A 21107-nucleotide genomic window follows, 5' to 3' on the forward strand; every position below is an offset into this window, starting at 1 on the left:
GGCAGCACCTGACGACTAAGTATGGCAGAAGTCGATCCCGGGGCGCTCGCGGATGTCGGGTACGGTATTTTCGAGCACCTTTTGAACAAGGGGCTGCGGGTGCAGGAGAAGTACCTGTTTGCGCTTGTGGAGCAGGGGGTCGACTTCCGGCGGGAGTTCGATGAAATTTTCCGGCAGTTCACGGGCGAATACCCGCAGCTCGCAGAGGCGCTGATGACAAAGTTTGACGGGGCCGGTACAATTTACGATATGATCCGGGCCGGTGAAGGGGTCATCCCGTCAAAGACCACCCAGATGTACTGGATCGTCCAGGACGCACCGGAAAGCCAGCCAGAGGCAATCGAGGACGAGAATGCCGGCAAGTGGCTCATCTTTTTGGAGCCGGACCAGGTCGATGGGTTGTGGAAGAAGGTGCGGGACGCGACGGTTGAAGGGTCGCTTGGGATCTCGACCAAGGTCAGCACCGCAAAACCCAACCCCGAGTCCCGGGATAACCGCAAGGTTGTCTATGTCTATACAAAGGACTGGGCGGACGAACCGGATGTGATGCGGGTGCGCACAAAGCTCAAAGAGCTCGGTTTTGTCGACCGCATCGGGTACAAGCGGAACATTGAGACCTTCGCCGGTGAATACGCCAAGAAGGGAAAACGGGTCACGTATTATTCCGCGTGAGAGCAAAGGTCGGGTTTCAACAGACTGGAACGATTATTTTTTCGGGTGACTTTTAAAAAATTCCCACATAAGGTCATTTGCGGAGATGTCTCTGCTGATGTTTCCTACGGCCTCTTTCCACCATCGCTCATCTTTGAGATATTCTCCGCCCGGCCACGTATGCCCGCCATCTCCGATGGTGCAGAGCGTCACATCGGCTCCCCCGGGACAATGCCCGTATGTCCGGCATATCGCGCTCCCGTTCCTGAAGCTCTCAACTGATTCAGGCGAACAGGAATTGGATGTCACCCATCTCCCGATATATTCGGGGACTGAAACACAGTTCCATCCCGGGTCCCCCGGAAGCCTCCCGCCACAGTGGCCCCCTTTATACAGGGCTGCAGGATCTGTAGTCCCGTGAAAGTGGATAACGGGAACCGGGCGGGAAGGATGGCAGTTGTCAAACGCATCCTGCCCGGCAACAGGTGCGATTGCGGCAATCCTGCCGGACAGCTCGCATGCCAGCCGGTACGAGAACAGCGCACCGTTCGAGATGCCCGTGGCGTAGACCCGGTCCTTGTCTATGGAAAACCGTAATTCCATGTCATCCAGCAGCGCCGATATAAATCCGACATCATCGACATTGTTCGTTTCGGCTGAGCCGCAACACCTGCCGGCATTCCATGTCCCTGTGGTTTTGCCCCCGATGGTTTTTCCTATTCCCTGCGGAAAGACTGCGATGAACCCCTCACTGTCGGACGTGGCTGTGATTCCGGACTGTCTCATCATCCCATAGATGTCATCGCCGCCACCGTGGAAGACAATGACAACCGGGACCGGTTCAGATCCGGTATACGACAAAGGGATATGGACGAGGAAGGATCGTTTCAGGCCATTATGCTGCAATGTAAATATACGATCCCCCGCAGCAGGAAGGGAAGTCGGACCTGAAACGACTGGACCTGCGGTATTTTCAGGCAGCGTGCCATTCCGGCTTGTTTCAGGTATGTGCTTTACACAGCCTCCTGAGATCGCGAGGAGCAGGACAAGCAGCAGGACGCATACCGGCAGTCGCATGGATCAACTTGAGCTGTGAGTGTAAAATAATTGATACAAGACAAAAAGAAAAGGTAAACTTGTAACGTATTATTCCAAGTGATTTTCTTTCCTTAAAGAACCCAACAGGGGGACAATTTTTTACTGCAGGAATCCCATGCAGCATTATGGGGGAACTCCAAGGTTACGACCAGTATCCCGTATGGATGGTACTGGTATCCAATCTCCTCTCTATATCGGTTTATGTTATTGGCGCTGTGATTATTTCCCAGATCGGCCTCATCTGGCTTGTCCTGTACGTGCTCTTCATCCTTATCCTCGAAGTCCGCCTGGTGAGGGGACATTGCGTAGACTGTTATTATTATGGCAAAACCTGTGCTTTTGCAAAAGGCCGGTTGAGCTGCATGTTTTTTCCCCGGGGAAAACCGGAACAATTTTACAACCGGACGATCACATGGAAGGATATCGTCCCGGACTTTCTTGTCTTTATTATCCCCGTTCTTGTCGGAACCGGGCTCCTGATCCATGATTTCAGCTGGACCCTCCTCGTGCTGATCATCATTCTTTTCTTCCTTGGATTTGCGGGGAACGCGGTCGTGAGAGGTCAGATCGCCTGCAGGTATTGCAGGCAAAAAAGAATCGGGTGCCCGGCACAGCGGCTGTTTGAAAAAAAATAAGATGCACCCGGACTTTTATTTAAGAAAACCAGGTCGTCCTTAAATAATAATGGCGCCCGTTGAAGATGTTTCGGACAAATAGATAGTGAAAAAAGGGTATCGGGGTTACGCCTTTCTTTCCTTGTTCTTGGGGCGCAGATTCTTGTACCCGCATTTGCGGCACGTTGTCGCACGGATCGCATTGCGTGCGTTGCAGTGCATGCAGATCTTCACGTTGAGTAAGCGGGCTTCTGCCTCGGGAAATTTTGCCATGGTATAAACTCTCCTGCCCTATCATGAATGATGTAAAAGCTCTTAACCGTTTGCGTCAGGGCGGGCGCTTTACTTACGGATAAACCAGTCATGGAACGCGGCGAGCGCCTGTGCCCGGTGCGAGGTCCGGCTCTTTTCCGCAAGCGGGATCTCCGCGAGCGTCTTACCGTCACACTCAAAGATCGGGTCGTACCCGAACCCCCCCATCCCCCTCGGTGTTGTGGTGAGAGTGCCGTGGATTGTGCCGGTGAAGACCCGTATGCCTTCAGCATCGGCAAATGCAATTGCTGTGGTAAAACAGGCGCTCCGGTCCTTCACCCCTTCCATAAGCCTGAGAATACCGGCGTTTCCAATCGTGTCGAGCACGTATGCCGCAAACGGCCCGGGGAACCCGTTGAGCGCATCGATCTCAAACGAGGTATCGTCGACGATTAAGGGCAAACCGATCTCCCCGTACGCGTACCGTGCCTTCCCGCGTGCGATCTCGCCCACGTCCTCGCTCCTGAGCTCAGGGCATTCAAGCGCAACATGCGTCACTTCGACGCTGCCGAAGAAGAACTCCGCCACTTCGTGCGCCTTGTGCGGGTTGCTTGTGACAACCACCAGCTTCACCGGTACCGCCCCCTCAGTTCGATCTCGTGCTCGCGGGCGATGACATCCCCTGCGCCGGCAAATGTCTCCCGGTAACCCTCGCAGAAAGCCGCTTTGAGCGCTGCGGAACCGGCCGTCGTGCTCTCCAGCGTCTGGAACAGCACATGGATGTCCACGCCCCTCTGCTCGACCTCCGTTGTCACCTGTGCCAGCCCGAAATCGATCAGGACGCAGCGCCCGTCTCTCATGATCATGTTGGCCGAGGTCAGGTCTCCGTGCATGATACCCGCGGTGTGCAGTTTACCGACCATCCGCCCGGCCTCTTTTACATTGCGGACAGAAAGGTCATGGGACAGCAGCGTCCCGCACACATTCTCCATGACAATCGTGTCGGGTGTGATGTCACTGATGATCGGGGTTGGCACACCTGCATGCCGGGCTGTTGAGATGAGCCGGGCCTCGGCACGGGTGCGTTCGGCGATGAGCCGGCGGTCGAGTGCCGGCACACGGTACCGCTTGGAGAGACGGCGCTTCTCTGCGCTGGAACCGGAAAACCCGACGACGGCTTCAGCGCCACGGGCTGTGGCGGCAGGACCGGGCTGCCGGGCGCTCCTGCGCTCAGGTGCCTTCCACGTCACATCCACCTCATCGGAGCGGAACGACGGGTTGACCTGCGAAGATTCAAGGGGAAGAACCTGCCCGCTTTCAAGCATCAGTTTTCCCGTGTACGCGATCATCGCGCCGTTGTCGCCGAGGTATCTCTGTTCCGGGACAAAGAACCCTGCCCCCCGGTCCTCGCACATCGTCAGCAGCATCTCCTGGAGGCGCCGGTTTGCACCCACGCCGCCGACAAGGAGCACCTCGTCTTTTCCGGCAAGCGACATCGCCCGCTCGGTCACCTCGACGCACATCGCAAATGCCGTCTCCTGCAACGAGTGGCAGACGTCCTCTAGTGGCGCCGTGCTGTCCTTTGCTGCAGACACCAGCCCGGAAAAGGCAAGGTCCATGCCTTTTACCGTGTATGGAAGTTCGATATACCCCCCCCTGGCCGCGAGTTTTTCAATGAACGGGCCGCCAGGGTGCGGGAGATCCTTAGACCGGGCGAACTTGTCCAGTGCGTTGCCGATCCCGATGTCAAGCGTCTCTCCGAAAATACGGTACCTGCCGTTCAGGTACCCTATCACCTGTGTGTTTGCCCCGCTCGCGTACAGCACAACCGGGTCGCTGCAGCCGGTGGCAAACCTCCCGATCTCCACGTGGGCAACGCAGTGGTTCACACCGGCAAGCGGCACACCCAGGGCAAGCGACAGCGACCGTGCGGCAGTGGCAACCGTGCGCAGGCATGGCCCGAGCCCCGGCCCCTGCGAGAACGCGACCCCGGTGATCCTGCCAGGTTCATGAAGGACTGACGAAATGACGGCGTTCATTGCCGATGCATGGTGCTGGGCTGCCTCGCGGGGGTGGATGCCCCCGTGAGGGGGGGAATACGCATCAGAATAGAGTGCGATACAGTCAGTATCAAAAACTGCGGCACTGAGGTTCCACGCAGTGCCTTCAATCCCAAGAACCTGCCCGAAAATAGGCATTTAAAAAAAATTATTTTTTGAATTCCGTATAACCGCATTTCCCGCAGGCAGTCCGGTCCTTATGGTCTGCCATCATGATACCGGGCCCGCAGCGTGGACAGTATTTCTTTGCGGTGGTGACCTTCGCACCCTCGACCTTAAAGAACGTGCCCCGTCCTTTTGCTTTCGGGGCTTTTGCTTTCTTGTCTGCCATGCCTAAGCCGCCCCTTCCTCTTTTGGCTTGGGCATGCCGCGTGCCATCAGGTGCGCGCGCTCCGTCTTCTTCCTGCCCTCTTCGCTGTCATAAATTCGCGCCTCTCCGGTAAGTTCCATCCTGCCGAAGCTGCCCCTCAACGAGTCCAGCACCACCTGCTGGTCTTTGACGTTGAGGAGTGCGCAGACCTTTCCGATGATCTGCATGCGCGAGGGAGTTGCACCCTCGTACCGGAGCGTGAACCGGACCTCCCGTCGTGATAAAAGTTCATTTCTTTTATCGCTGGTAATCTCAAAATCCATCGATATCCTGTAATTATTGGAAACCGTGTTATATATAATGTGCCCATCGCCGGAAGGAATTCTACGGCGGGCAAGCACAGGGTTTGAGAACAGGAATTTCTGCAGAGCTAAAAAAATACGCTGGTGTTATACTGTATCACTGCGGATGAAGTGGGAGAGCAGTTCCCGTGCGGCCTCTTTTGCCTTCGCATCAACGGTGCGGACCACGACGCCGCGGTGGGGCTGCCCGTAGAGCACGACCACGCCTTCAGGTGCAGCAAGGACAAGCGGGACGACCGCGAGGTCCTCCTCCCCGCTGACATAGACCGTGGCAGGCGGGTGGGCGATTGCGTCGTCGATACCGGCGACCAGTTCATCGGTGATGGTGCCCGGGGGATTTTTCACCCGGATTATCCGGCCGTGACAAGGAGGGGCCTGTGTGCACGGTGAACGCATGGTGTGCCCGTCAATGACTGACACGTCCGGGGCAACCCCGTTTTTCTGGAGGTTATGTGTCACCACATCGCCGACTGCGTACACCGTCCTGCGGGCAAGCAGCGGGAGGGCAGGTGCGATACCCGGATACAATTCGCCAAATGGATCTTTGAAAAAATGGCGTCTTTCTTCAGGCAGTATCAGCATCAGCGAACCTTCAGCGCATACCGGCCCTGGAGTCTGATGTTCATCTTTTTTGCTATATCAGAGTGTTCGGGGTCGATGATGACAAGATACCCTGCCCAGTCATCGCTTAAGTTCGTGGTGCCGCAGACCACGCAGTTCTCCCCGTCTACAACGCGATGGCAGTCGCGGCATACCTTGCCCTGTTTCTTCTTCCCGGGAGGTGGCATACCCTTACTTCTCCCGCGGCCTGCGGGTAGGCCGCTCCTTCTTCTCCGCCGGCTGGCCGCCTTTTTCGAGTGCCTTCTCCTTCTCGAGGTTCATATCCTCCTCGAGCCAGAGTGCAGTGCCGAGGCCGGCCTGCCGCATCGTGAGCCCGATCTTGCTGTCACGGGGCTCGCGCTCGTTTAAGCTTAGCGTCACGACGCGGGCACGGATCGTGTCACCCACGCCTACGAACCGTTTCGATTCCTGGCAGATGAGCCGTGAATTCTTCTCATCAAAATTGATGTATTCATCGGAGATCTGGCTGACGTGCAGCATCGCATCGATCGGGCCAAGTGAAACAAATGCGCCAAAGCTCGTCGTCTCAACGACAACACCCTCGATCACTTCCTGCAGCGCAAGCCGCAGCACCAGCGCCTCGAACTTCACATCGTAGTAGATGCCGCCATCACCGGGCACGATCTCCCCTTCGCCGACTTCCAGCACGCGTGTGACGCAGATAAAGATCCCGATCTCCTTGTCAATGCTCCCCTCCAGATGCTCCTGCAGGACATCCAGAATAACCTTCTCGAGATTTTCGCCGAGACGGTTAGGGGGCACCCGTACCTTATCATCCAACCGGATTTTATTATACATAATAATCCCCTAGCTCTGTATCAGTTCCAGTCTTTTCTGTTTTCTCATAGATATAACACCAGTGCCCTGCGCGAGCAGCGCCTCCCGCAGGCGCCGGTCATTGGTCACGACGAAGCAGCGAGTCTCCCGCGCATACCTGATCACCTGTTCGTCAACGGGACCGTTTGAGGGCCCGGGCGCGTGGACCGTCGTGCACCTCTGTGCAACACCCAGGCCGTACCGCGCTGCCGCCGCATCCCGCCCCCTGCCAGAGGAGATGCCGGCAAGTTCACGCGTTACATTTTCAAGGACGAGCGGTTCGAATGCGCCCACGAGCTGGCGCAGTTCATCGAACAGGTCGATGGAAAACTGTGCCGGCATCATGAGCGCGTTGGCGTCGAGGAGGACCCTCACTCGTTCAGAACGCCCATCCCGATCAGGCGCCAGCGTGCCCCCACCTGCCGGCTGATTGCGAACCGTGCACCCGTTTCCGCACACACCGGCCGTTTTAAGGAGATCTCAACATTCTCTTTCTTTGTGCCGGTCACGACACCCACCGTGACCGCCGTACCTACCGAGAGCATCAGCGGCTCGTTGTGTTTTAACGGTTCGATGGCGAGTTCGCTTGTTGCGCCGACAACTCTCTCCATGAGGGTGACCTGGCACCTGACCTTGTCCCATACCGGCGGGAGCTTCCCGATATGGCCGGCGACCTGCCCTGCAAGTGCATCGCTTTTTGTAAGCGCAGGGTCAAGCCGGGTCCCGATGCCAAGCAGCCCGCCTGGTGTTGCCTCTGTCACACGGGTGGAACCGGCATGGATTGAGGTGATCCGGGTTGTGATTGGCTCCCACCTGATCCGGTTCTCGACCTGCAGCTGCCGCCCGGGCCGGATCTCGATCTCCTCGTCCTCATGGAGGATGCCGCGGATAAGCGAGCCCCCGATTACGCCGCCTTTTACCTCCTTCCAGTTGCAGCCCGGCTTGTTCACGTCAAAGGAACGTGCGACAAGTACCATCGGTTCTGCGTCCGGGTCCCGTGCGGGCTCCGGTATCGCCGCGTCAAGCGCCTGGACAAGAGCGCCCATGTTAATCCCCTTCTGGGCGGAGACAGGGATGACGGGCGCGTTTTCGGCGATGGTGCCTTTGATGAACGCCTTGATCTGCCTGTAATTCTCGATCGCCTCGTTCTGGCTGACCACATCGATCTTGTTCTGGACGACCACGATCCTGTTGATGCCGACAAGTTCCAGCGCCATGAGGTGCTCCTTGGTCTGCGGCTGCGGGCATTTCTCCGATGCAGAGATGACGAGCATCGCCCCGTCCATCAGTGCCGAGCCGGAGAGCATTGTTGCCATCAGGGTTTCGTGCCCCGGCGCGTCGACAAAGGAAATGGACCTGAACGGGGTCCCCCTGCCCCCGCATACCGGGCATGTCTCCCGCGTAGAGTAGGCATCTGCATCCTGGCATGACCCGCACCGGTAGAATGTCGCGTCAGCATACCCCAGACGAATGGAGATGCCGCGTTTAACCTCTTCGCTGTGCCGGTCCGTCCATGTCCCGGTGATCGCGTTGACCAGGGTGGTCTTCCCGTGGTCAACATGGCCCACCACGCCGATATTGACGCTGGGTATTGTCACATCATGCATCCTTGAAATCGAACCTCCTTACTCTATATATAACGATCATACTTATACATAACCAGTGAAGGGGTATTTCGTCGGAATTCGCATGAAAACTGTTTTATTTTGCCCCATCCAGCCGGAATACGCGTAAAGATGTTCTTAAAAAAAATTCATACCCCTTGCTACGAAATTTAAACCGAAATGTTAAAAATAACACAAAGGAACATCAGAGTAAGGACTCCGTATGACCATTGACAGTGAGCTCTCCCGCATCGGCATTTCGTTGCCAAAACATCTCCTTGACCAGTTCGACCAGATTATCAACTACCGCGGCTACTCGTCGCGGTCCGAGGGGATACGGGACGCGATCCGCAGCTATATCCAGTATTACAAATGGATGGCGGACGTCAAGGGTGAGCGGCAGGGAGTCATCACGATGATCTATGACCATGACCAGCGGGGGCTCCTTGTCGTGCTCACCGATGTCCAGCACGAGTTCAAGGGCATCATCCAGGCATCGCTCCACTCCCACGTGACCGAGTCGCGCTGCCTCGAGGTGATCCTGCTCCGGGGTGACGGGACGCAGCTCAAGTCGCTTGCCGAGCGGCTGATGTCCCAGAAAGGGGTGGAATCGGTCAAACTTACAACGATCGGGCTTGAAGACTAACCCCCGCCCTCGCAGCTCTGGTCAATATTCCTGAGAGCGTCCTGCAGTCCGCTGCCAGAGGCAAATTCGCGTTCGCTCTCAATTGTCTTTTTTGCGTCCTCGACAAACGTCTTCCTGACCTTCTCGGTGCCTGTTGCCGGTACCAGCTGGTCAATACGGTAGAGAAGGTGCGTGCTGTCCAGTTCGGCAAAAGTATCCCCCCGTACGGTCTCGATGCGCTGGACAACGCCGGTGGTCCCCGTCCGCGGGTACCTCACCCGCATACCTGCCACGACTTCGCCTGCGTGCATACTTGAACGTACAGTCCGGGATTATTAAAATCCTTTGGCATGGGGGAAATGAAGGATATCAGAAGATCAGTTTTTTGAGCGTGGACACGGTCTTCTGGGTGCTCTCGCGGGGCACAACGTCCCCGGTCTCCTGAACCGGGATATCGGTTGAAAGCGCTGAGAATATCCGGCGGATCGCCTCCCCGTGGGAAGGCCCGTAACCCCCTTCAAGGACAAGGGCGATGGGCGTACTGACCGAAGACCTGAGCAGGGATGTCAGGACACCAAAATCCGGGGGCGCCAGCCGCATCCCGCTTTTCGGGTCATCGGCAAGGGGATCCTGTCCAGCAGATACGATCAGGACGCCCGGCCTGTACTGCCGGATTGCAGGCAGGAATACCTGCTCAAATACATACCGGTAATCGGCAATGGTCCCGCCGGCACGGAGCGGGGCATTGATTGTACAGCCCCTCCCGGGCCCCTCGCCGATCTCGTCGACCCAGCCCGTGCGGGGAAATGTGTTGCCCTGGTGGACTGAACAGAACAGGACGCTGTCGCTTGTATAGAAAATCTTCTGGGTCCCGTTCCCGTGGTGGAGGTCCCAGTCAACGATTGCCACACGTCTGACCCGGTCCAGTGCTGCCGATGCTGCGACAGCGGCGTTATTAAAGAGGCAGAAACCCATTGCCCGGTCGGGTTCGGCATGGTGGCCCGGCGGGCGGACAAGCGCAAAACAGTGCTCGCCGCCAAGGGCGCAGTCCACCGCACCGATCGCGGCGCCGGCAGCATGGGATGCCACCTCAAACGAGCGGGTCGTGACATAGGTGTTATGGTCGATGAAGTGCTGGCCCCCGTGCATGCAGAGCTCACGGATCATGCGAATGTGCGACGGAGAATGGACACGGAGAAGGTCATCAACGGACGCTGGGCGCGGCTCACCGATAATAACCCCCCCGGGGACACCCAGCAGTGCCTCGCGGAGCCGGATGCCGGACTCGTCATGCGTCTCCAGGTCATGCTGGGAGAAGATTGTCCCCGATATCGCCCGGCAACCGGTCATAATATGCTGAATTTCTATTGGCCTGCCTGCTATCTTTAGCATTCGGTTGATGCAAAGAGAAAATCCAGTGAAAATCAATCCAGCCTGAAATGCGGATTAGGGAGGTTGGACTGGGTTTTTTAAAACCGCAAAAAATTTTTAAAAAAAAGGATTAGTTTATGGCAAGTCCCTGCATCACGGCATTTTCAGGCACATCAAATTCCCGCGTCATCCCGGCGATCCGGTATTTGCCGGTTGCCTTGACGTCATAGGGGTTGCCGGTCGTGGAGTAGGGTACGATGAATTCACCATTGATTGACTGCTGACGGTAGGTAAACCGGCGGCCGGTGTTGGAAACGAGGGGAACCTCGATGACACCTGTGCCTTTGATATGGGCTCCCTTTACATACTCAAAGACCTTCACGTATTTGACGTCCGGGATTTTTGTGCCATAAACGTTTGTCGGGGACTCATGGACGAGCCGGTAGTGGCGGAGTGCCGGCACCGTGTCCGTAGGGGTGACGATTACCGGATTCGCAACGGTTGCATGGTAGCCCGGCGTCGCCTTTGCATTATACAGGGCTGCTCTCATATGAGCTTCAGCTGCATCTATCTCGCTGGCGGCGATGATCACCGGGGCGGAAACCGAGGATACCGACGGGTCAACGTACTCGATATAGTAGACTGCCGTCGCATTGGTCAGCGAACCGTCAAAATTGTGGAGACGGGATATCATGGTCTCGTAATAGTGCTGGTTGATGAGGGGTGCGGACATATATTTGGTCGGATCGTTCTGGTTTGGGACTGCATACGTCGTTACGTAAGGTTCAACTCCGCGGGACGTGTTGTACCAAGTCGCCATTGCCCAGAACTTCCCCTGGATCGCTTCATCCATCTCAATATCGGTAATGATGTACCTGATCCCGATAGCATCCGCAATCCCGTTTGCGGTCTCTTCAGACTCAGCCATGAAATATGCGGCGGACCCGGTCGGACCAGCGACCCCCTGCTGGAACGGGTTTGCGTTGGGGATCCGTTTTGCAATGTAGGTGATCATATGCCCGTAGTCCCACCAGGACATGACCCCGTAAGACGAATTCGGGTACTCAAACGTCTTCCTGTCATAGATGGTGAGATAATCCACACCGGTTTCTGGGGTATTGTCTTTCATCCATTCCAGTGATTCGCGCCAGTCCCCGTTCATTCGGATCGCATTGTTGGATGCATTGGCGTAACTATAGGAAGCCGACGTATAGGCAAAAAGTATGGCAAATCCCAGCGCAACGACCATCACACCGAGGTTCAGGTAACTGAATGAGTCAGGCCTCTCCACCTTTTTCTGTACTTTTTTATGCCGTTTCCCTTTTGGTGGCTCCGCTCCTCCTCTGTCTTGTTGGCGGCTGGTGCTTTGATCTGAAGAAATCCGGGCTGCCAGCCGGGCTACTTCGGGCCATCCGCGCTCCATGACAAAATGGATGCAGACGGCAGAGAGGAGCGCGATGTTGATGGCAAGGTAATACTCGTACCTGATATGCTGCCATGTGGAATAGAACATCACCACCGACCAGACCAAAGCAAACACCTGGTGGGGGTGCTCGTCCTTAAGATTATTATATGCCATTACAAGGGCACCGCCGGTAAATAGCAGGAGCCCGTAATTAAAGGCAAACCATGCAAGATCAGTACTCCATCCCCGGGCTTCCTGGACGGTAGTGGTCACAACTGCCTGTCCGAAAAAGGAAATAAAGTTGGACACGAGCAGGTTGTAGATATCAGGGAGGAACAGGAACAGTACTGCGCCAAATGCCACGGCAATGCCAGCGAGCGCCGCGGGATAAAAATATCTTGGTCTCCCTTTGAGGTACCAGATCAATCCATACAGCAGCCATGTCCCTCCAATGAGGCTGAGATATGCATAGACATGACCTATCGTATACAGGCTCAGCCCGAGGCCCGGGTACTGGATCCCGTAGCCAAGGAGCCCGATGATTGCAACCGAGAAGATGATGGAATTGGCAACAGCCAGGTACCCGATCGACCGATCCTGGTAGACATTTATTAACGACTGGACAAGGGTAAAAATCCCGACAATCATCGCAAACAAAATCATTGTCGGCATCGTAAACAGGCCGAGCAGATAGGCAATTCCTGCAATACCAGAGAAAATGACCGTTTTTTTGAATGCCCCGATCTTTTTTAAGTCAATATCCTGCTCCCGCGCTGCAAGGATCGCATAGATGTAGAAAAGGCAGAAAAGGGTGGAAAAAAGCACCTCGGCGATATGGTGGTCCATATACCCGTAAAAGGAACGGTAAAAAATTTGTCCTGAAACAACTGCTGTAAACCCGGAAGCAAGCAAGCCGGTCTTGTAGTCCCCACAGGTCTTCCCGACAAAATACATGATGGGGACAAGTGCAGTTGCCATCAGTGGCGGGACCAGCAGTCCCGTAGCGATAATCTCCGGCCGTGTGGCGGCACCGGTCAAAATGCAGAGAACTGCGATGATCGTCGGGAAGAGCGGGCCCCAGTATATTGTTGAACCCCATGGGTACAGGGTCATGACGTCAAACCAGTTGTATGCAGGAAAGTTGGCAAGGATCTGTTCGACCTGTCTTAGGTTATAGAGCGGGTCGTCGCTGCCTACGACATATAAGATGTCCGTATTCCCGAGGTTGAACATGGGAATCAGGCGCAGCCAGAGTGCAAAAGCCGAAAAAAAGAAAATAATGGCAAAAATGAGATACGTCCGGTAATTTTTATTAACAGGCTCGGTCATCTGATCATCCTAATGAAGTATCATGTTGCTGCCGTGACCACAAATAAATTTGGATAACAACAAGGTAACGACCTGACAGACATATAACTCCGAACAAGACCCTAAAAAAATTTATCAGGTAAATTAAGTATGTATAGGGAGCTGTTTTTTCATAAGAGTGCATCACACAAGACGCTCAAATATCGTCTCAAACTCCCTGGCTTTACCTTTCCAGCTGTGGTGTTCAAGGTCTATGGCAAATGTGGGTTTTTTGTTCATGAGGAATTTGATCTGTTCGATAAATTCGCTTTGGGTCCGGTACAGGAAAATATTGGGGCCGCCGATTTTAATTACATCGGGTATGGGACGCATGACAATGGGTTTTCCGCATGCGGAATATTCAAAAAATTTATTTGGGAGGGCGATGTCTGCCCACTGTGGAGGCGATAAGGGTATGGTGCAGGCGTCCATGCAGGCAATGTACCCGGCAAGCTCACGGTAGGGTTTAGTCCCGGTGAAGATCACGTGGTCCTGTACCTGAAGGTCTGCCGCAAGCTGCCTCAGTTCGGTCATATACGGCGTAAAGAGCGATCCACCGACAACGAGCAGCTTCGTATTCCTGCAATAGCGTATCAGTTCCGGGAGGCTCCTGATGACCTCATCAATTGCATACCAGCGCTCCACGCTCCCGGCAAATCCGATCACAAAATCGTCAGGACGAATACCGAGTCCTGCCCGGAGTCCAGGGTTCTCCCCAGGTATGAAGATGTCGGTATCGACCCCGTTTGTTACAAGATCTGCATCAAACCCGGATTTTTTGAGCTTTTCGACTAGGGAAGGGGAAACAGTCGTAATTACCGTACTATTGCCAAGGTTTCGTTTTGTGATCTCCCAGACGGTTCTGCGGACGACTGACTGCAGAAACCGTATCCTGACATATGCCGCCGCCGAGTCCGGGAACCAGTCCTTTAAGTCAAAAACAACAGGGACCCCGTATTTTTTTGCTGCATGAATGACCGCTGTACCGGCAAGTACCTGGGCCGCGACAACGAGTTCGATCCCCTCGTCCCTGATGATTTTTTTAAAAATATGGAAGTGGTACGGGGCGTTTAACGTGTAATGGAGGACGGGGTTTTCTACGGGAAACTGTGTTGCCTCATGCACGACCAGCCTTGTCTTGCGCTCATTGCCCCTGCTCACGTGAAAATGGGGGACATGCACTTCATGCCGTGTCGCCAGTTCCTCAAAAATATAATGGTGGCGGGAGGGTATCGGGTGATGGATATAATCCTGCGTTGAGACAAGGAGTATTTTCATAATCAAGTAATCCCCGGCACCGGTACGGTACAAGTAAGGCAGAATACCACGAATATTCCCCTGTTATTTTTGATCCATCGCTTTGGGCAGGTCCCGGATCCTTGCTGGCGAGCCTATGGCAAGTTTGCGATCGGGGACGTCTTTTGTCACGACCGCACCTGCTGCAACAAGCGCTCCTTCCCCTATACAGACACCGGGGAGGATGGTAACGTTTGCACCCACAACTGCCCCGTTGGAAAGCACCGGCCCCTGCAGCCCGCCAATGCGGGAGGGGGGATACCTGTCATTGGTAAGGACGGTGTTTGGCCCGATGAATACCTGGTTGCCGATCGTTGTATCCGTTGGCACATAGACAAGGCTCTGGAGGCTGACATCGTTGCCGATGGTAACCCTTCCTTCGATAACAGACGCAGTTCCGATACTGACCCTGTCCCCAATCCGGGTCTTTTCGCGGATGAGCACGTTATGCCCGCAGGAAAAGTCATCACCGATGACGACGTCGCAGTAAATGATGGTGCCCGACCGGATTGTCGCACGGTCCCCGATGGCAGAACCTATAAACCCTGTTCTGGTGATATTGTCGCGGGAGGGAAATCCCAGCGTCACCGGTTCAAAGATCTGCGCACCGGCTCCAATACTATTAATCCCGTACTCAATCATTCAACAGTCACGCTCTTTGCAAGGTTTCTTGGCTTGTCCACGTCACATCCCAGTGCCACCGCGGTATGGTATGCGAGCAGCTGCAGGACGACCAGGCTGGTGAGGATCTGGACAAACCTGTGCGTTTTGGGGACCGGGATAAAGATATCCACGACATCGGCAAGTTCGCTGTCTCCTTCGATACCCAGCGCTATCACCGGTGCACCCCGTGCCTTCATCTCCTTGATATTGGAGACCATCACCCCGTATGTATCGTCGGGCATGCAGATGGCAATCACCGGCGTTTCAGGTGAGAGCAGCGCAAACGGCCCGTGCTTAAGTTCGCCTGCTGCATAGCCCTCGGCATGGATATAGGAGATCTCCTTCATCTTCAATGCGCCTTCAAGGGCAACAGGATAGAATGGGCCGCGCCCGACATAGAAAATGCTGCGGGCCTGTTTGCAGGCAAGGACCGCACCCGAGATGTCCTGTAAGAGTACTTCTTCAATTGCCCGGTGAGCCTGGTGAAAAATTTTTGTGAACTTTTCCCCTGATAGGAGATTTACCATCTGCATCAACACGCCGAGCTGGGCAACAAACGATTTTGTTGCGGCGACGCTGATCTCAGGTCCTGCACGCATGAATATTGTTGCATCGGCGATCCGGCTCACCGAACTGCCCAGCACGTTCGTGATTGCGATTGTCTGGCAGGCATGCGATTTTGCTGTTTTGAGCGCGGTAAGGGTATCGGCGGTTTCCCCGGACTGCGTAATCCCTATCACGAGGCAACTGACGGGGGGTGGGAAATATTTGAATTCAGATGCAAATTCAAGGCGTGCCGGTATCCCGCATGTCTCCTCAAGGAGATACTTGAAAATGAGGCCGGCATGGTAGGACGACCCGCACGCAACTACCGCGACCGATTCAGGTTTTTTCGCAATTCCGGGAAGGGTTTCCTGGTCTATTGCCTGGATGGAGTTGTAAAATGCCTGGGGCTGTTCGTAAATCTCCTTGAGCATGTAATGGGCAAACCCGCCTTTTTTCGTGTCCTCAACCGACCAGTCGATGAGCTCGACGGGACGGCTGACCAGCTCCTTCCCGTGGTATATCTCGAGTTGTTTTGGGGAGAGGCTCGCGATATCACCGTCCTCAAGGAAGATGGCACGCTCGGTATACTCAAGCACCGGGGTCATGTCCGATGCGGCAAAATATTCCCCGTCACCCATGCCAATGACAAGGGGGCTTGCATGCCGTGCTGCGATGATCCGCTGCTCTTCAGGCGAGATCACCAGCAGGGCAAATGAGCCCTGCAGCACCGGGATCACCTGCCGTACCGCGGTGAGCAGGTTGTCAGTATAGTTCTCCTCGATAAGGTGGGCGATCACTTCGGTGTCGGTATCGGAAAGGAACCTGTGCCCCCGTGCCACAAGCTGCCGTTTCAAGTCTGCATAGTTCCCGATGATGCCGTTGTGGACGATCGCGATCCGGTTTTTGCAGTCAGTATGCGGGTGGGCGTTGACATCATTGGGGATGCCGTGTGTTGCCCAGCGCGTGTGCCCGATCCCAACCGTGCCGTTTAAGTGGAGTGCAGACCGGGCGTTTTCCGATATCCTGCCGGCATGTTTGCAAATCTCGATGCCACTCCCGATAGTGGCAATACCGAATGAATCGTAGCCCCGGTATTCGAGTTTTTTTAACCCTTTGACAATAATGGGTGCTGCGTTTTTAAAGCCGATATAGCCGACAATACCACACACTTCAGATCACCAGTGAATCATCGGGGACTGACGAGGAGATGACCCGGTTGCCGTCCTCAACCGTGGTGTTGTTCCCGATGATGCAATTCTTAAACGTTGTAAAGGCGCCGGCCTGCACCCCGTCGCCGAGGATCGCCCCGAACTCCGGTTTTGTGATGGTCCCCTCGATCTCCATGAGCGAAGCGCTCGTGCAGGTGCTCGTGTGATCGGCAAGTATGCACCCTTCACCAAGCACGGCATCAAGTATACGGGAGTGCGACCCGACAGAGCAGTCATCCATGAGCAGCGCGTTGCCGATATAGCAGAACGGTTCTATCCTTGCCCTGGCACCGATGCTGGTATTGGGCATGATGCAGCAGTTCGGCCCGATCTCACAATCGTTGCCGATCACGACCGGCCCGGAGATTACCGTGTTGGGGCCGATGGTTGTACCTTTTCCGATATGGACAGCACCGGTGATGGTCGTGTTCCTGCTGGATACGCCTTCCCGCGAGGGGTCGATGTGCGACAGGAGGCGGGCATTCATCCGGAGCAGGTCCCACGGGTAAATGGCGTCCTGCCAGTCATCAGCAACAACACCATGGAGCTTCTGGTTGTCTTCAAGCATGCAGGAAATTGCATCGGTGATATTATTCTCCAGGATGTACCGGAAAAATGATGGCGAAAGGGAATAGATTCCGGTGCTGACCATGAAACCAGGTGCCCTCTCCGGCTTTTCCACGATATGGGTGACATACCCGTCGGCCAGCTGCACGACGCCAAAGTTCGAGGGATTCGGGTGCTCGTGCACCAGCATTGCATTGTGGACATTCTTGATCTTTGCTACCGAACCCGCATCGATATAGTTATCCCCGGGAAGGACAAGGAAGTCCCCGTTGATCTTCTGTTGTGCGCATGTGAGGGCATGGGCTGTCCCGAGTTGCTTGTCCTGGATAACAACTGTGACCGGCACGTTGAGCGAATTAAGATACCTGGTCACCTGCTCTTTACGGTACCCCACGACAACGATGATGTCCCGGATACCGTTTTTTGTCAGTGCATCAATAACATATTCAATAATCGGCCGGTTTGCGACCGGTATCAATGCCTTTGGCCTGCTGTGAGTGAGCGGGCGCACCCGCTTCCCCTCCCCTGCTGCAAGAATTACTGCCTGCACATTTCACCTACCGTATCCATGAATTTTCCCCAATAAGCCCCTCGATGTAACTGCCGGGGGCAAATTTTGCACCGGTTCCAATCACTGCTCCCACGTTGACCGAGCAGTTGATCCCGAACTGCACGTCATCTCCGATGATGGCACCGAACTTTTTTCTTCTTGAGTCTTTTCCTGCCACCCGTATGGTCGCATGGTCGTGGCGCAGGTTTGCGATTTTGGTACCTGCACCAAAGTTGCATCCGCTGCCGATGATGCTGTCCCCGATATAGTTGAAATGCGGGATTTTTGTGCCAGCCATGATGATCGAATTTTTCAGTTCCGTGCAATGCCCGATATGGCACCCGTCACCGACAGCGGTTGCGCCGCGGAGGTAAGCATGCGGCCCGATCCGGCAGTTGCATCCGATCACGCATGGCCCCTCAATAACGGTGCCGGATTTTACAACAGTGTCTTTTCCAATCACGACCGTCCCGGAGCAACTGACACCAGCCTCGATCTCCCCTTCGTTCCTTGACTCAGCCGATGCAATCAGCATTGCATTTGCATCCAGCATGTCCCAAGGGTGCCCGACATCCATCCATGATGGAAGGGGGTGCGATTTGAGTTTCTTATCCCTGATATAGCCCTCAAATGCATCGGGGAGTTCAAGTTCCCCCCGTGACGAGGGAATGACCTCGTCAATGCGATCAAAGATGTCCGGCTCAAGGATATATGCCCCGGCGTTGATGGTGGTACTCCGTGGGCGGGGTGATTTTTCTTCGAGACCTGTCACAAACCCGCCTTCTGCCATAACGACACCATAGTCCCTGGGGTGATCGGTGGTGCTGGTGCCCATGGTGGGGGCATCGCATGTGCAAAGTGACCTGATGTCTTCTCCTTTTAAAATCATATCGCCGTTTAACAGCAGGAATTTCCCATCGATGGAGTCGCGTGCGGCATTGAGGGCGTCCGCGGTACCCTGCTGGCGCCGCTGGGGTGCATACTTAACCCTAATACCAAAACGGGAACCGTCGCCAAAATGTTTGCGTATCTCCCGTTCCCCGTACCCTACGACGAAAACAAAACCGGTGATGCCGGCATCGCGTGCGGCAAGGACAAGGTGCTCCATCATCGGGCGGTTTGCGAGCGCGAGCATCACTTTCGGACGCTTTGCCGTGAGCGGACGCATCCGCTTTCCCTCCCCCGCTGCGAGCACGACACATTCCATAGCTACAGCTCTGCCTGCAACATTTAAGCAGTTTTTCCCTGCTTTAAGAGAGCACGCCCGCGCAAAAGCATCGCTTTTGCCTCCTGTGGTGTTGTGCCCTCGGCAGTGATCCGGATTTTTGGTTCCGTCCCGCTTGCACGCACCATGCACCATCCATGTTCCCCCGCAATCCGGATCCCATCGGTGGGGCTTGCTGCACCAAGGGCTGTCATGACTTTTTTTGCGGTTTTGCAGGCAAAAGATACACGGAGAATCGGATACGATGGCATCTTACCGATTTCTTCTTCCACATCCCATTCCGAAGCGATCTCGCAGAAGAGGGCTGCTGCAAACGGGCCGTCAGGGCAATAGGACATGCGGGGGAAAATCCATGCACCGGAGGGCTCGCCGCCAAAATCTCCCCAGGACCGGAGTCTCTCTGAGACATATGCATCGCCGACCGGGGTGCGCCTTACATCTGCAACTTCCTCAATCATCATCGAGGCATCCGTCGTAGTGACCACCTGTTTTGCATCGAGGTATTGTGCAAATAGCATAAGCAGGTGATCTCCGGAGATATACCTCCCTTTTTTGTCCCATGCCATCATCCGGTCGGCATCCCCGTCATGTACAACAGCGCACCGCGATCCGGTCGAGCGCACCATCTCTCCAATAAAGGGAAGGTTTTTCTCCAGTGGTTCTGATGGGCGTGAAAAATGTCCCGACGGGTTGCAGTTGAGGGTGACGGTCCTGACACCGAGCAGGGGCAGGAGTTGTGGGGTGAGCATGCACCCTGCCCCGTTCCCGCAGTCAAGGACAACAGGGATCTCCTCCCGGACACTCACCTGTTTTTGGATTGCCTGTATGTGCTGCGATACTGCATCTAATGACTTCAGAGTGCCCTGGTTCTCCCAGTCAGTCCAGTGCTCACGGGCAAGCAGTGTTTCAAGGTCGTCCTGCTGCTGGCGGGTGAAGGATGATCCATCCGGGTTGAAGAGCTTGAGACCGTTGTATTCCTCGGGATTATGGGAGGCGGTGATCATGCATGCCGCGTCTGCGTCCCTTGCAGCATACGCGACCGAGGGCGTCGGGGCGATCCCGCAGTTGTATGCGGTTGCACCCGAACCCAGCAGCCCCGAGATCACGAGGTGGGAAAGGGGGGGGCTTGTCGTCCTTGTATCCATACCCACGATGATTTCATGGGACCGGGCTGCCAGTGCCGATCCGGTTTTTAACGCGATATCAAGAAGTTCCCGGTCAAAGCGCCGCCGGATTCCCGAGGACCCGAAAAGCATACAATATAATGGGAGAAATGGAAGATATCCTTATCCTTTGACCGGGCACTGTTTTCATGTGCCGTACGGGCAGAACCGCTCGATCTTTTCAAGGCTTGCGATCCCTGCAGTGGAAGGCCCCAGTAAAAGGACTGTTGCAGTCTCCCGGTATTTTGAAACGATATCTCCTGTTCCCGGCTCAATGGTGCCTTCACCATTGACAAGGATGATGTCGGCGGACCCCGGGTCCTGGACGATGAACCGGCTCATCTCATGTTCGAGGGAGGGGATTGAACCTGACAAGAACACCTTCCCCGTTCCTGTCCTCATTTTTAAGTCCTGCATACATGCAGCATGACAGGAAGCGGGGCAGGAACGGACGGCACGGGACATGCAGAGAAATGCCGTCACAACATTCAGTATAGCGCATGCCGCCCCGCGTTGTGCCGGGGAATCCAGAGGGGCGCCGAACATGAACTCCACCTTCGTGGTCGCCCTCACAGGATTAAATGTCACAAACTCCCCTGCCCTTCCTCCAAAGCATGCCTCCATGCATGCACCCTTTTCATACTGGCACGGCACGCCATCAGGATTGACCCGCAGGACGACAGGCCCATCTTCGCACCCGCTGTGAAGGAGGATATCCTGTAATTTTTTAACTGCATCAGGAACAATATCCAT

Annotated in this window: 24 protein-coding genes; 3 read left to right on the forward strand and 21 right to left on the reverse strand. The window is 55.2% G+C overall.

Annotation, left to right across the window (positions count from 1 at the left end):
• Nucleotides 1-21: 21 nt before the first annotated feature.
• Entirely contained in the window at nucleotides 22-672 is a 651-nt protein-coding gene (locus tag OS112_01715; protein ID WAC05373.1) for a DUF1917 domain-containing protein, read from the forward strand.
• Nucleotides 673-705: 33 nt separating this feature from the next.
• Here the strand turns inward: OS112_01715 and OS112_01720 are convergent, their stop codons facing one another.
• Nucleotides 706-1728: a hypothetical protein gene (locus OS112_01720; protein ID WAC05374.1), complete on the reverse strand. Its 1023-nt coding sequence runs from the start codon at nucleotides 1726-1728 to the stop codon at nucleotides 706-708.
• Nucleotides 1729-1874: 146 nt separating this feature from the next.
• Between OS112_01720 and OS112_01725 the strand changes: the two genes are divergently transcribed.
• Nucleotides 1875-2384: a hypothetical protein gene (locus OS112_01725; GenBank protein ID WAC05375.1), complete on the forward strand. Its 510-nt coding sequence runs from the start codon at nucleotides 1875-1877 to the stop codon at nucleotides 2382-2384.
• A gap of 105 nt (nucleotides 2385-2489) precedes the next feature.
• On the opposite strand, the gene OS112_01730 is transcribed toward OS112_01725, so the two are convergent.
• The 10 genes from OS112_01730 to OS112_01775 all read right to left on the reverse strand — a co-directional run bounded on the left by OS112_01730 (nucleotide 2490) and on the right by OS112_01775 (nucleotide 8391).
• Nucleotides 2490-2636: a 50S ribosomal protein L40e gene (locus tag OS112_01730; protein ID WAC05376.1), complete on the reverse strand. Its 147-nt coding sequence runs from the start codon at nucleotides 2634-2636 to the stop codon at nucleotides 2490-2492.
• 69 nt (nucleotides 2637-2705) lie between these two features.
• On the reverse strand, nucleotides 2706-3248 hold the full coding sequence (gene rdgB / locus OS112_01735) for an RdgB/HAM1 family non-canonical purine NTP pyrophosphatase (protein ID WAC05377.1): 543 nt from the start codon (nucleotides 3246-3248) through the stop codon (nucleotides 2706-2708).
• A complete protein-coding gene (locus tag OS112_01740) occupies nucleotides 3245-4813 on the reverse strand; it encodes a bifunctional N(6)-L-threonylcarbamoyladenine synthase/serine/threonine protein kinase (GenBank protein WAC05378.1) in 1569 nt (522 codons plus the stop codon). Before OS112_01740 ends, rdgB begins: the two co-directional genes overlap by 4 nt.
• Nucleotides 4814-4823: 10 nt before the next feature.
• Nucleotides 4824-5006, reverse strand: coding sequence for a 30S ribosomal protein S27ae (locus tag OS112_01745; GenBank protein ID WAC05379.1), 183 nt, complete (start codon nucleotides 5004-5006; stop codon nucleotides 4824-4826).
• 2 nt (nucleotides 5007-5008) lie between these two features.
• Nucleotides 5009-5308, reverse strand: a complete 300-nt coding sequence (locus tag OS112_01750) for a 30S ribosomal protein S24e (GenBank protein WAC05380.1) — start codon at nucleotides 5306-5308, stop codon at nucleotides 5009-5011.
• Between the two features lie 126 nt (nucleotides 5309-5434).
• Nucleotides 5435-5929, reverse strand: a complete 495-nt coding sequence (locus OS112_01755; GenBank protein ID WAC05381.1) for a GTP-dependent dephospho-CoA kinase family protein — start codon at nucleotides 5927-5929, stop codon at nucleotides 5435-5437.
• On the reverse strand, nucleotides 5929-6135 hold the full coding sequence (locus tag OS112_01760; GenBank protein WAC05382.1) for a DNA-directed RNA polymerase, subunit E'': 207 nt from the start codon (nucleotides 6133-6135) through the stop codon (nucleotides 5929-5931). Before OS112_01760 ends, OS112_01755 begins: the two co-directional genes overlap by 1 nt.
• A 4-nt stretch (nucleotides 6136-6139) precedes the next feature.
• Entirely contained in the window at nucleotides 6140-6766 is a 627-nt protein-coding gene (locus tag OS112_01765) for a DNA-directed RNA polymerase (GenBank protein ID WAC05383.1), read from the reverse strand.
• Nucleotides 6767-6775: 9 nt separating this feature from the next.
• Nucleotides 6776-7159, reverse strand: a complete 384-nt coding sequence (locus OS112_01770) for a nucleotide-binding protein (protein WAC05384.1) — start codon at nucleotides 7157-7159, stop codon at nucleotides 6776-6778.
• Nucleotides 7156-8391 carry a translation initiation factor IF-2 subunit gamma gene (locus OS112_01775; protein ID WAC05385.1) on the reverse strand — a complete coding sequence of 412 codons (1236 nt, stop codon included), beginning with the start codon at nucleotides 8389-8391 and terminating at the stop codon, nucleotides 7156-7158. Before OS112_01775 ends, OS112_01770 begins: the two co-directional genes overlap by 4 nt.
• A 220-nt stretch (nucleotides 8392-8611) precedes the next feature.
• On the opposite strand from OS112_01775, the gene nikR reads away from it, so the two are divergent.
• The gene (nikR, locus tag OS112_01780; protein WAC05386.1) at nucleotides 8612-9034 is read left to right on the forward strand and encodes a nickel-responsive transcriptional regulator NikR; all 423 of its coding nucleotides are present in this window, start codon (nucleotides 8612-8614) and stop codon (nucleotides 9032-9034) included.
• Here nikR and OS112_01785 read toward each other — a convergent pair.
• The 10 genes from OS112_01785 to OS112_01830 form a co-directional block, all read right to left on the reverse strand.
• The gene (locus tag OS112_01785; protein WAC05387.1) at nucleotides 9031-9324 is read right to left on the reverse strand and encodes a DUF2098 domain-containing protein; all 294 of its coding nucleotides are present in this window, start codon (nucleotides 9322-9324) and stop codon (nucleotides 9031-9033) included. The genes nikR and OS112_01785 overlap by 4 nt on opposite strands.
• A gap of 58 nt (nucleotides 9325-9382) precedes the next feature.
• Complete coding sequence (locus OS112_01790) at nucleotides 9383-10405, reverse strand: histone deacetylase (GenBank protein ID WAC05388.1); 1023 nt, start codon at nucleotides 10403-10405, stop codon at nucleotides 9383-9385.
• 109 nt (nucleotides 10406-10514) lie between these two features.
• Nucleotides 10515-13118 carry an oligosaccharyl transferase, archaeosortase A system-associated gene (locus OS112_01795; protein ID WAC05389.1) on the reverse strand — a complete coding sequence of 868 codons (2604 nt, stop codon included), beginning with the start codon at nucleotides 13116-13118 and terminating at the stop codon, nucleotides 10515-10517.
• 162 nt (nucleotides 13119-13280) lie between these two features.
• Nucleotides 13281-14414 (reverse strand): glycosyltransferase, encoded by a 1134-nt coding sequence (locus OS112_01800; GenBank protein WAC05390.1) that lies wholly within the window; start codon nucleotides 14412-14414, stop codon nucleotides 13281-13283.
• A 63-nt stretch (nucleotides 14415-14477) separates the two neighbouring features.
• The gene (locus OS112_01805; protein WAC05391.1) at nucleotides 14478-15074 is read right to left on the reverse strand and encodes an acyltransferase; all 597 of its coding nucleotides are present in this window, start codon (nucleotides 15072-15074) and stop codon (nucleotides 14478-14480) included.
• Nucleotides 15071-16810, reverse strand: coding sequence for a glutamine--fructose-6-phosphate transaminase (isomerizing) (gene glmS, locus OS112_01810; protein WAC05392.1), 1740 nt, complete (start codon nucleotides 16808-16810; stop codon nucleotides 15071-15073). Before glmS ends, OS112_01805 begins: the two co-directional genes overlap by 4 nt.
• Nucleotide 16811: 1 nt before the next feature.
• Nucleotides 16812-17966 (reverse strand): sugar phosphate nucleotidyltransferase, encoded by a 1155-nt coding sequence (locus tag OS112_01815; GenBank protein ID WAC05393.1) that lies wholly within the window; start codon nucleotides 17964-17966, stop codon nucleotides 16812-16814.
• Nucleotides 17967-17973: 7 nt separating this feature from the next.
• Nucleotides 17974-19173, reverse strand: a complete 1200-nt coding sequence (locus OS112_01820) for a sugar phosphate nucleotidyltransferase (GenBank protein WAC05394.1) — start codon at nucleotides 19171-19173, stop codon at nucleotides 17974-17976.
• Between the two features lie 23 nt (nucleotides 19174-19196).
• The gene (locus tag OS112_01825; protein WAC05395.1) at nucleotides 19197-20447 is read right to left on the reverse strand and encodes a phosphopentomutase/phosphoglucosamine mutase; all 1251 of its coding nucleotides are present in this window, start codon (nucleotides 20445-20447) and stop codon (nucleotides 19197-19199) included.
• A gap of 54 nt (nucleotides 20448-20501) precedes the next feature.
• On the reverse strand, nucleotides 20502-21107 hold the full coding sequence (locus tag OS112_01830; GenBank protein ID WAC05396.1) for a hypothetical protein: 606 nt from the start codon (nucleotides 21105-21107) through the stop codon (nucleotides 20502-20504).

Source organism: Methanoregula sp. (assembly GCA_026625165.1).
Taxonomy (GTDB): domain Archaea; phylum Halobacteriota; class Methanomicrobia; order Methanomicrobiales; family Methanospirillaceae; genus MVRE01.

What these genes read in the sequence shown, in the direction of transcription:
- OS112_01715 (WAC05373.1), top strand. Translation starts at nt 22, where the DNA reads ATGGCAGAAGTCGATCCCGGGGCGCTCGCGGATGTCGGGTACGGTATT.
- OS112_01720 (WAC05374.1), bottom strand. Translation starts at nt 1,728, where the DNA reads ATGCGACTGCCGGTATGCGTCCTGCTGCTTGTCCTGCTCCTCGCGATC.
- OS112_01725 (WAC05375.1), top strand. Translation starts at nt 1,875, where the DNA reads ATGGGGGAACTCCAAGGTTACGACCAGTATCCCGTATGGATGGTACTG.
- OS112_01730 (WAC05376.1), bottom strand. Translation starts at nt 2,636, where the DNA reads ATGGCAAAATTTCCCGAGGCAGAAGCCCGCTTACTCAACGTGAAGATC.
- OS112_01740 (WAC05378.1), bottom strand. Translation starts at nt 4,813, where the DNA reads ATGCCTATTTTCGGGCAGGTTCTTGGGATTGAAGGCACTGCGTGGAAC.
- OS112_01745 (WAC05379.1), bottom strand. Translation starts at nt 5,006, where the DNA reads ATGGCAGACAAGAAAGCAAAAGCCCCGAAAGCAAAAGGACGGGGCACG.
- OS112_01750 (WAC05380.1), bottom strand. Translation starts at nt 5,308, where the DNA reads ATGGATTTTGAGATTACCAGCGATAAAAGAAATGAACTTTTATCACGA.
- OS112_01755 (WAC05381.1), bottom strand. Translation starts at nt 5,929, where the DNA reads ATGCTGATACTGCCTGAAGAAAGACGCCATTTTTTCAAAGATCCATTT.
- OS112_01760 (WAC05382.1), bottom strand. Translation starts at nt 6,135, where the DNA reads ATGCCACCTCCCGGGAAGAAGAAACAGGGCAAGGTATGCCGCGACTGC.
- OS112_01765 (WAC05383.1), bottom strand. Translation starts at nt 6,766, where the DNA reads ATGTATAATAAAATCCGGTTGGATGATAAGGTACGGGTGCCCCCTAAC.
- OS112_01775 (WAC05385.1), bottom strand. Translation starts at nt 8,391, where the DNA reads ATGCATGATGTGACAATACCCAGCGTCAATATCGGCGTGGTGGGCCAT.
- nikR (WAC05386.1), top strand. Translation starts at nt 8,612, where the DNA reads ATGACCATTGACAGTGAGCTCTCCCGCATCGGCATTTCGTTGCCAAAA.
- OS112_01785 (WAC05387.1), bottom strand. Translation starts at nt 9,324, where the DNA reads ATGCACGCAGGCGAAGTCGTGGCAGGTATGCGGGTGAGGTACCCGCGG.
- OS112_01790 (WAC05388.1), bottom strand. Translation starts at nt 10,405, where the DNA reads ATGCTAAAGATAGCAGGCAGGCCAATAGAAATTCAGCATATTATGACC.
- OS112_01795 (WAC05389.1), bottom strand. Translation starts at nt 13,118, where the DNA reads ATGACCGAGCCTGTTAATAAAAATTACCGGACGTATCTCATTTTTGCC.
- OS112_01800 (WAC05390.1), bottom strand. Translation starts at nt 14,414, where the DNA reads ATGAAAATACTCCTTGTCTCAACGCAGGATTATATCCATCACCCGATA.
- OS112_01805 (WAC05391.1), bottom strand. Translation starts at nt 15,074, where the DNA reads ATGATTGAGTACGGGATTAATAGTATTGGAGCCGGTGCGCAGATCTTT.
- OS112_01820 (WAC05394.1), bottom strand. Translation starts at nt 19,173, where the DNA reads ATGGAATGTGTCGTGCTCGCAGCGGGGGAGGGAAAGCGGATGCGTCCG.
- OS112_01825 (WAC05395.1), bottom strand. Translation starts at nt 20,447, where the DNA reads ATGCTTTTCGGGTCCTCGGGAATCCGGCGGCGCTTTGACCGGGAACTT.
- OS112_01830 (WAC05396.1), bottom strand. Translation starts at nt 21,107, where the DNA reads ATGGATATTGTTCCTGATGCAGTTAAAAAATTACAGGATATCCTCCTT.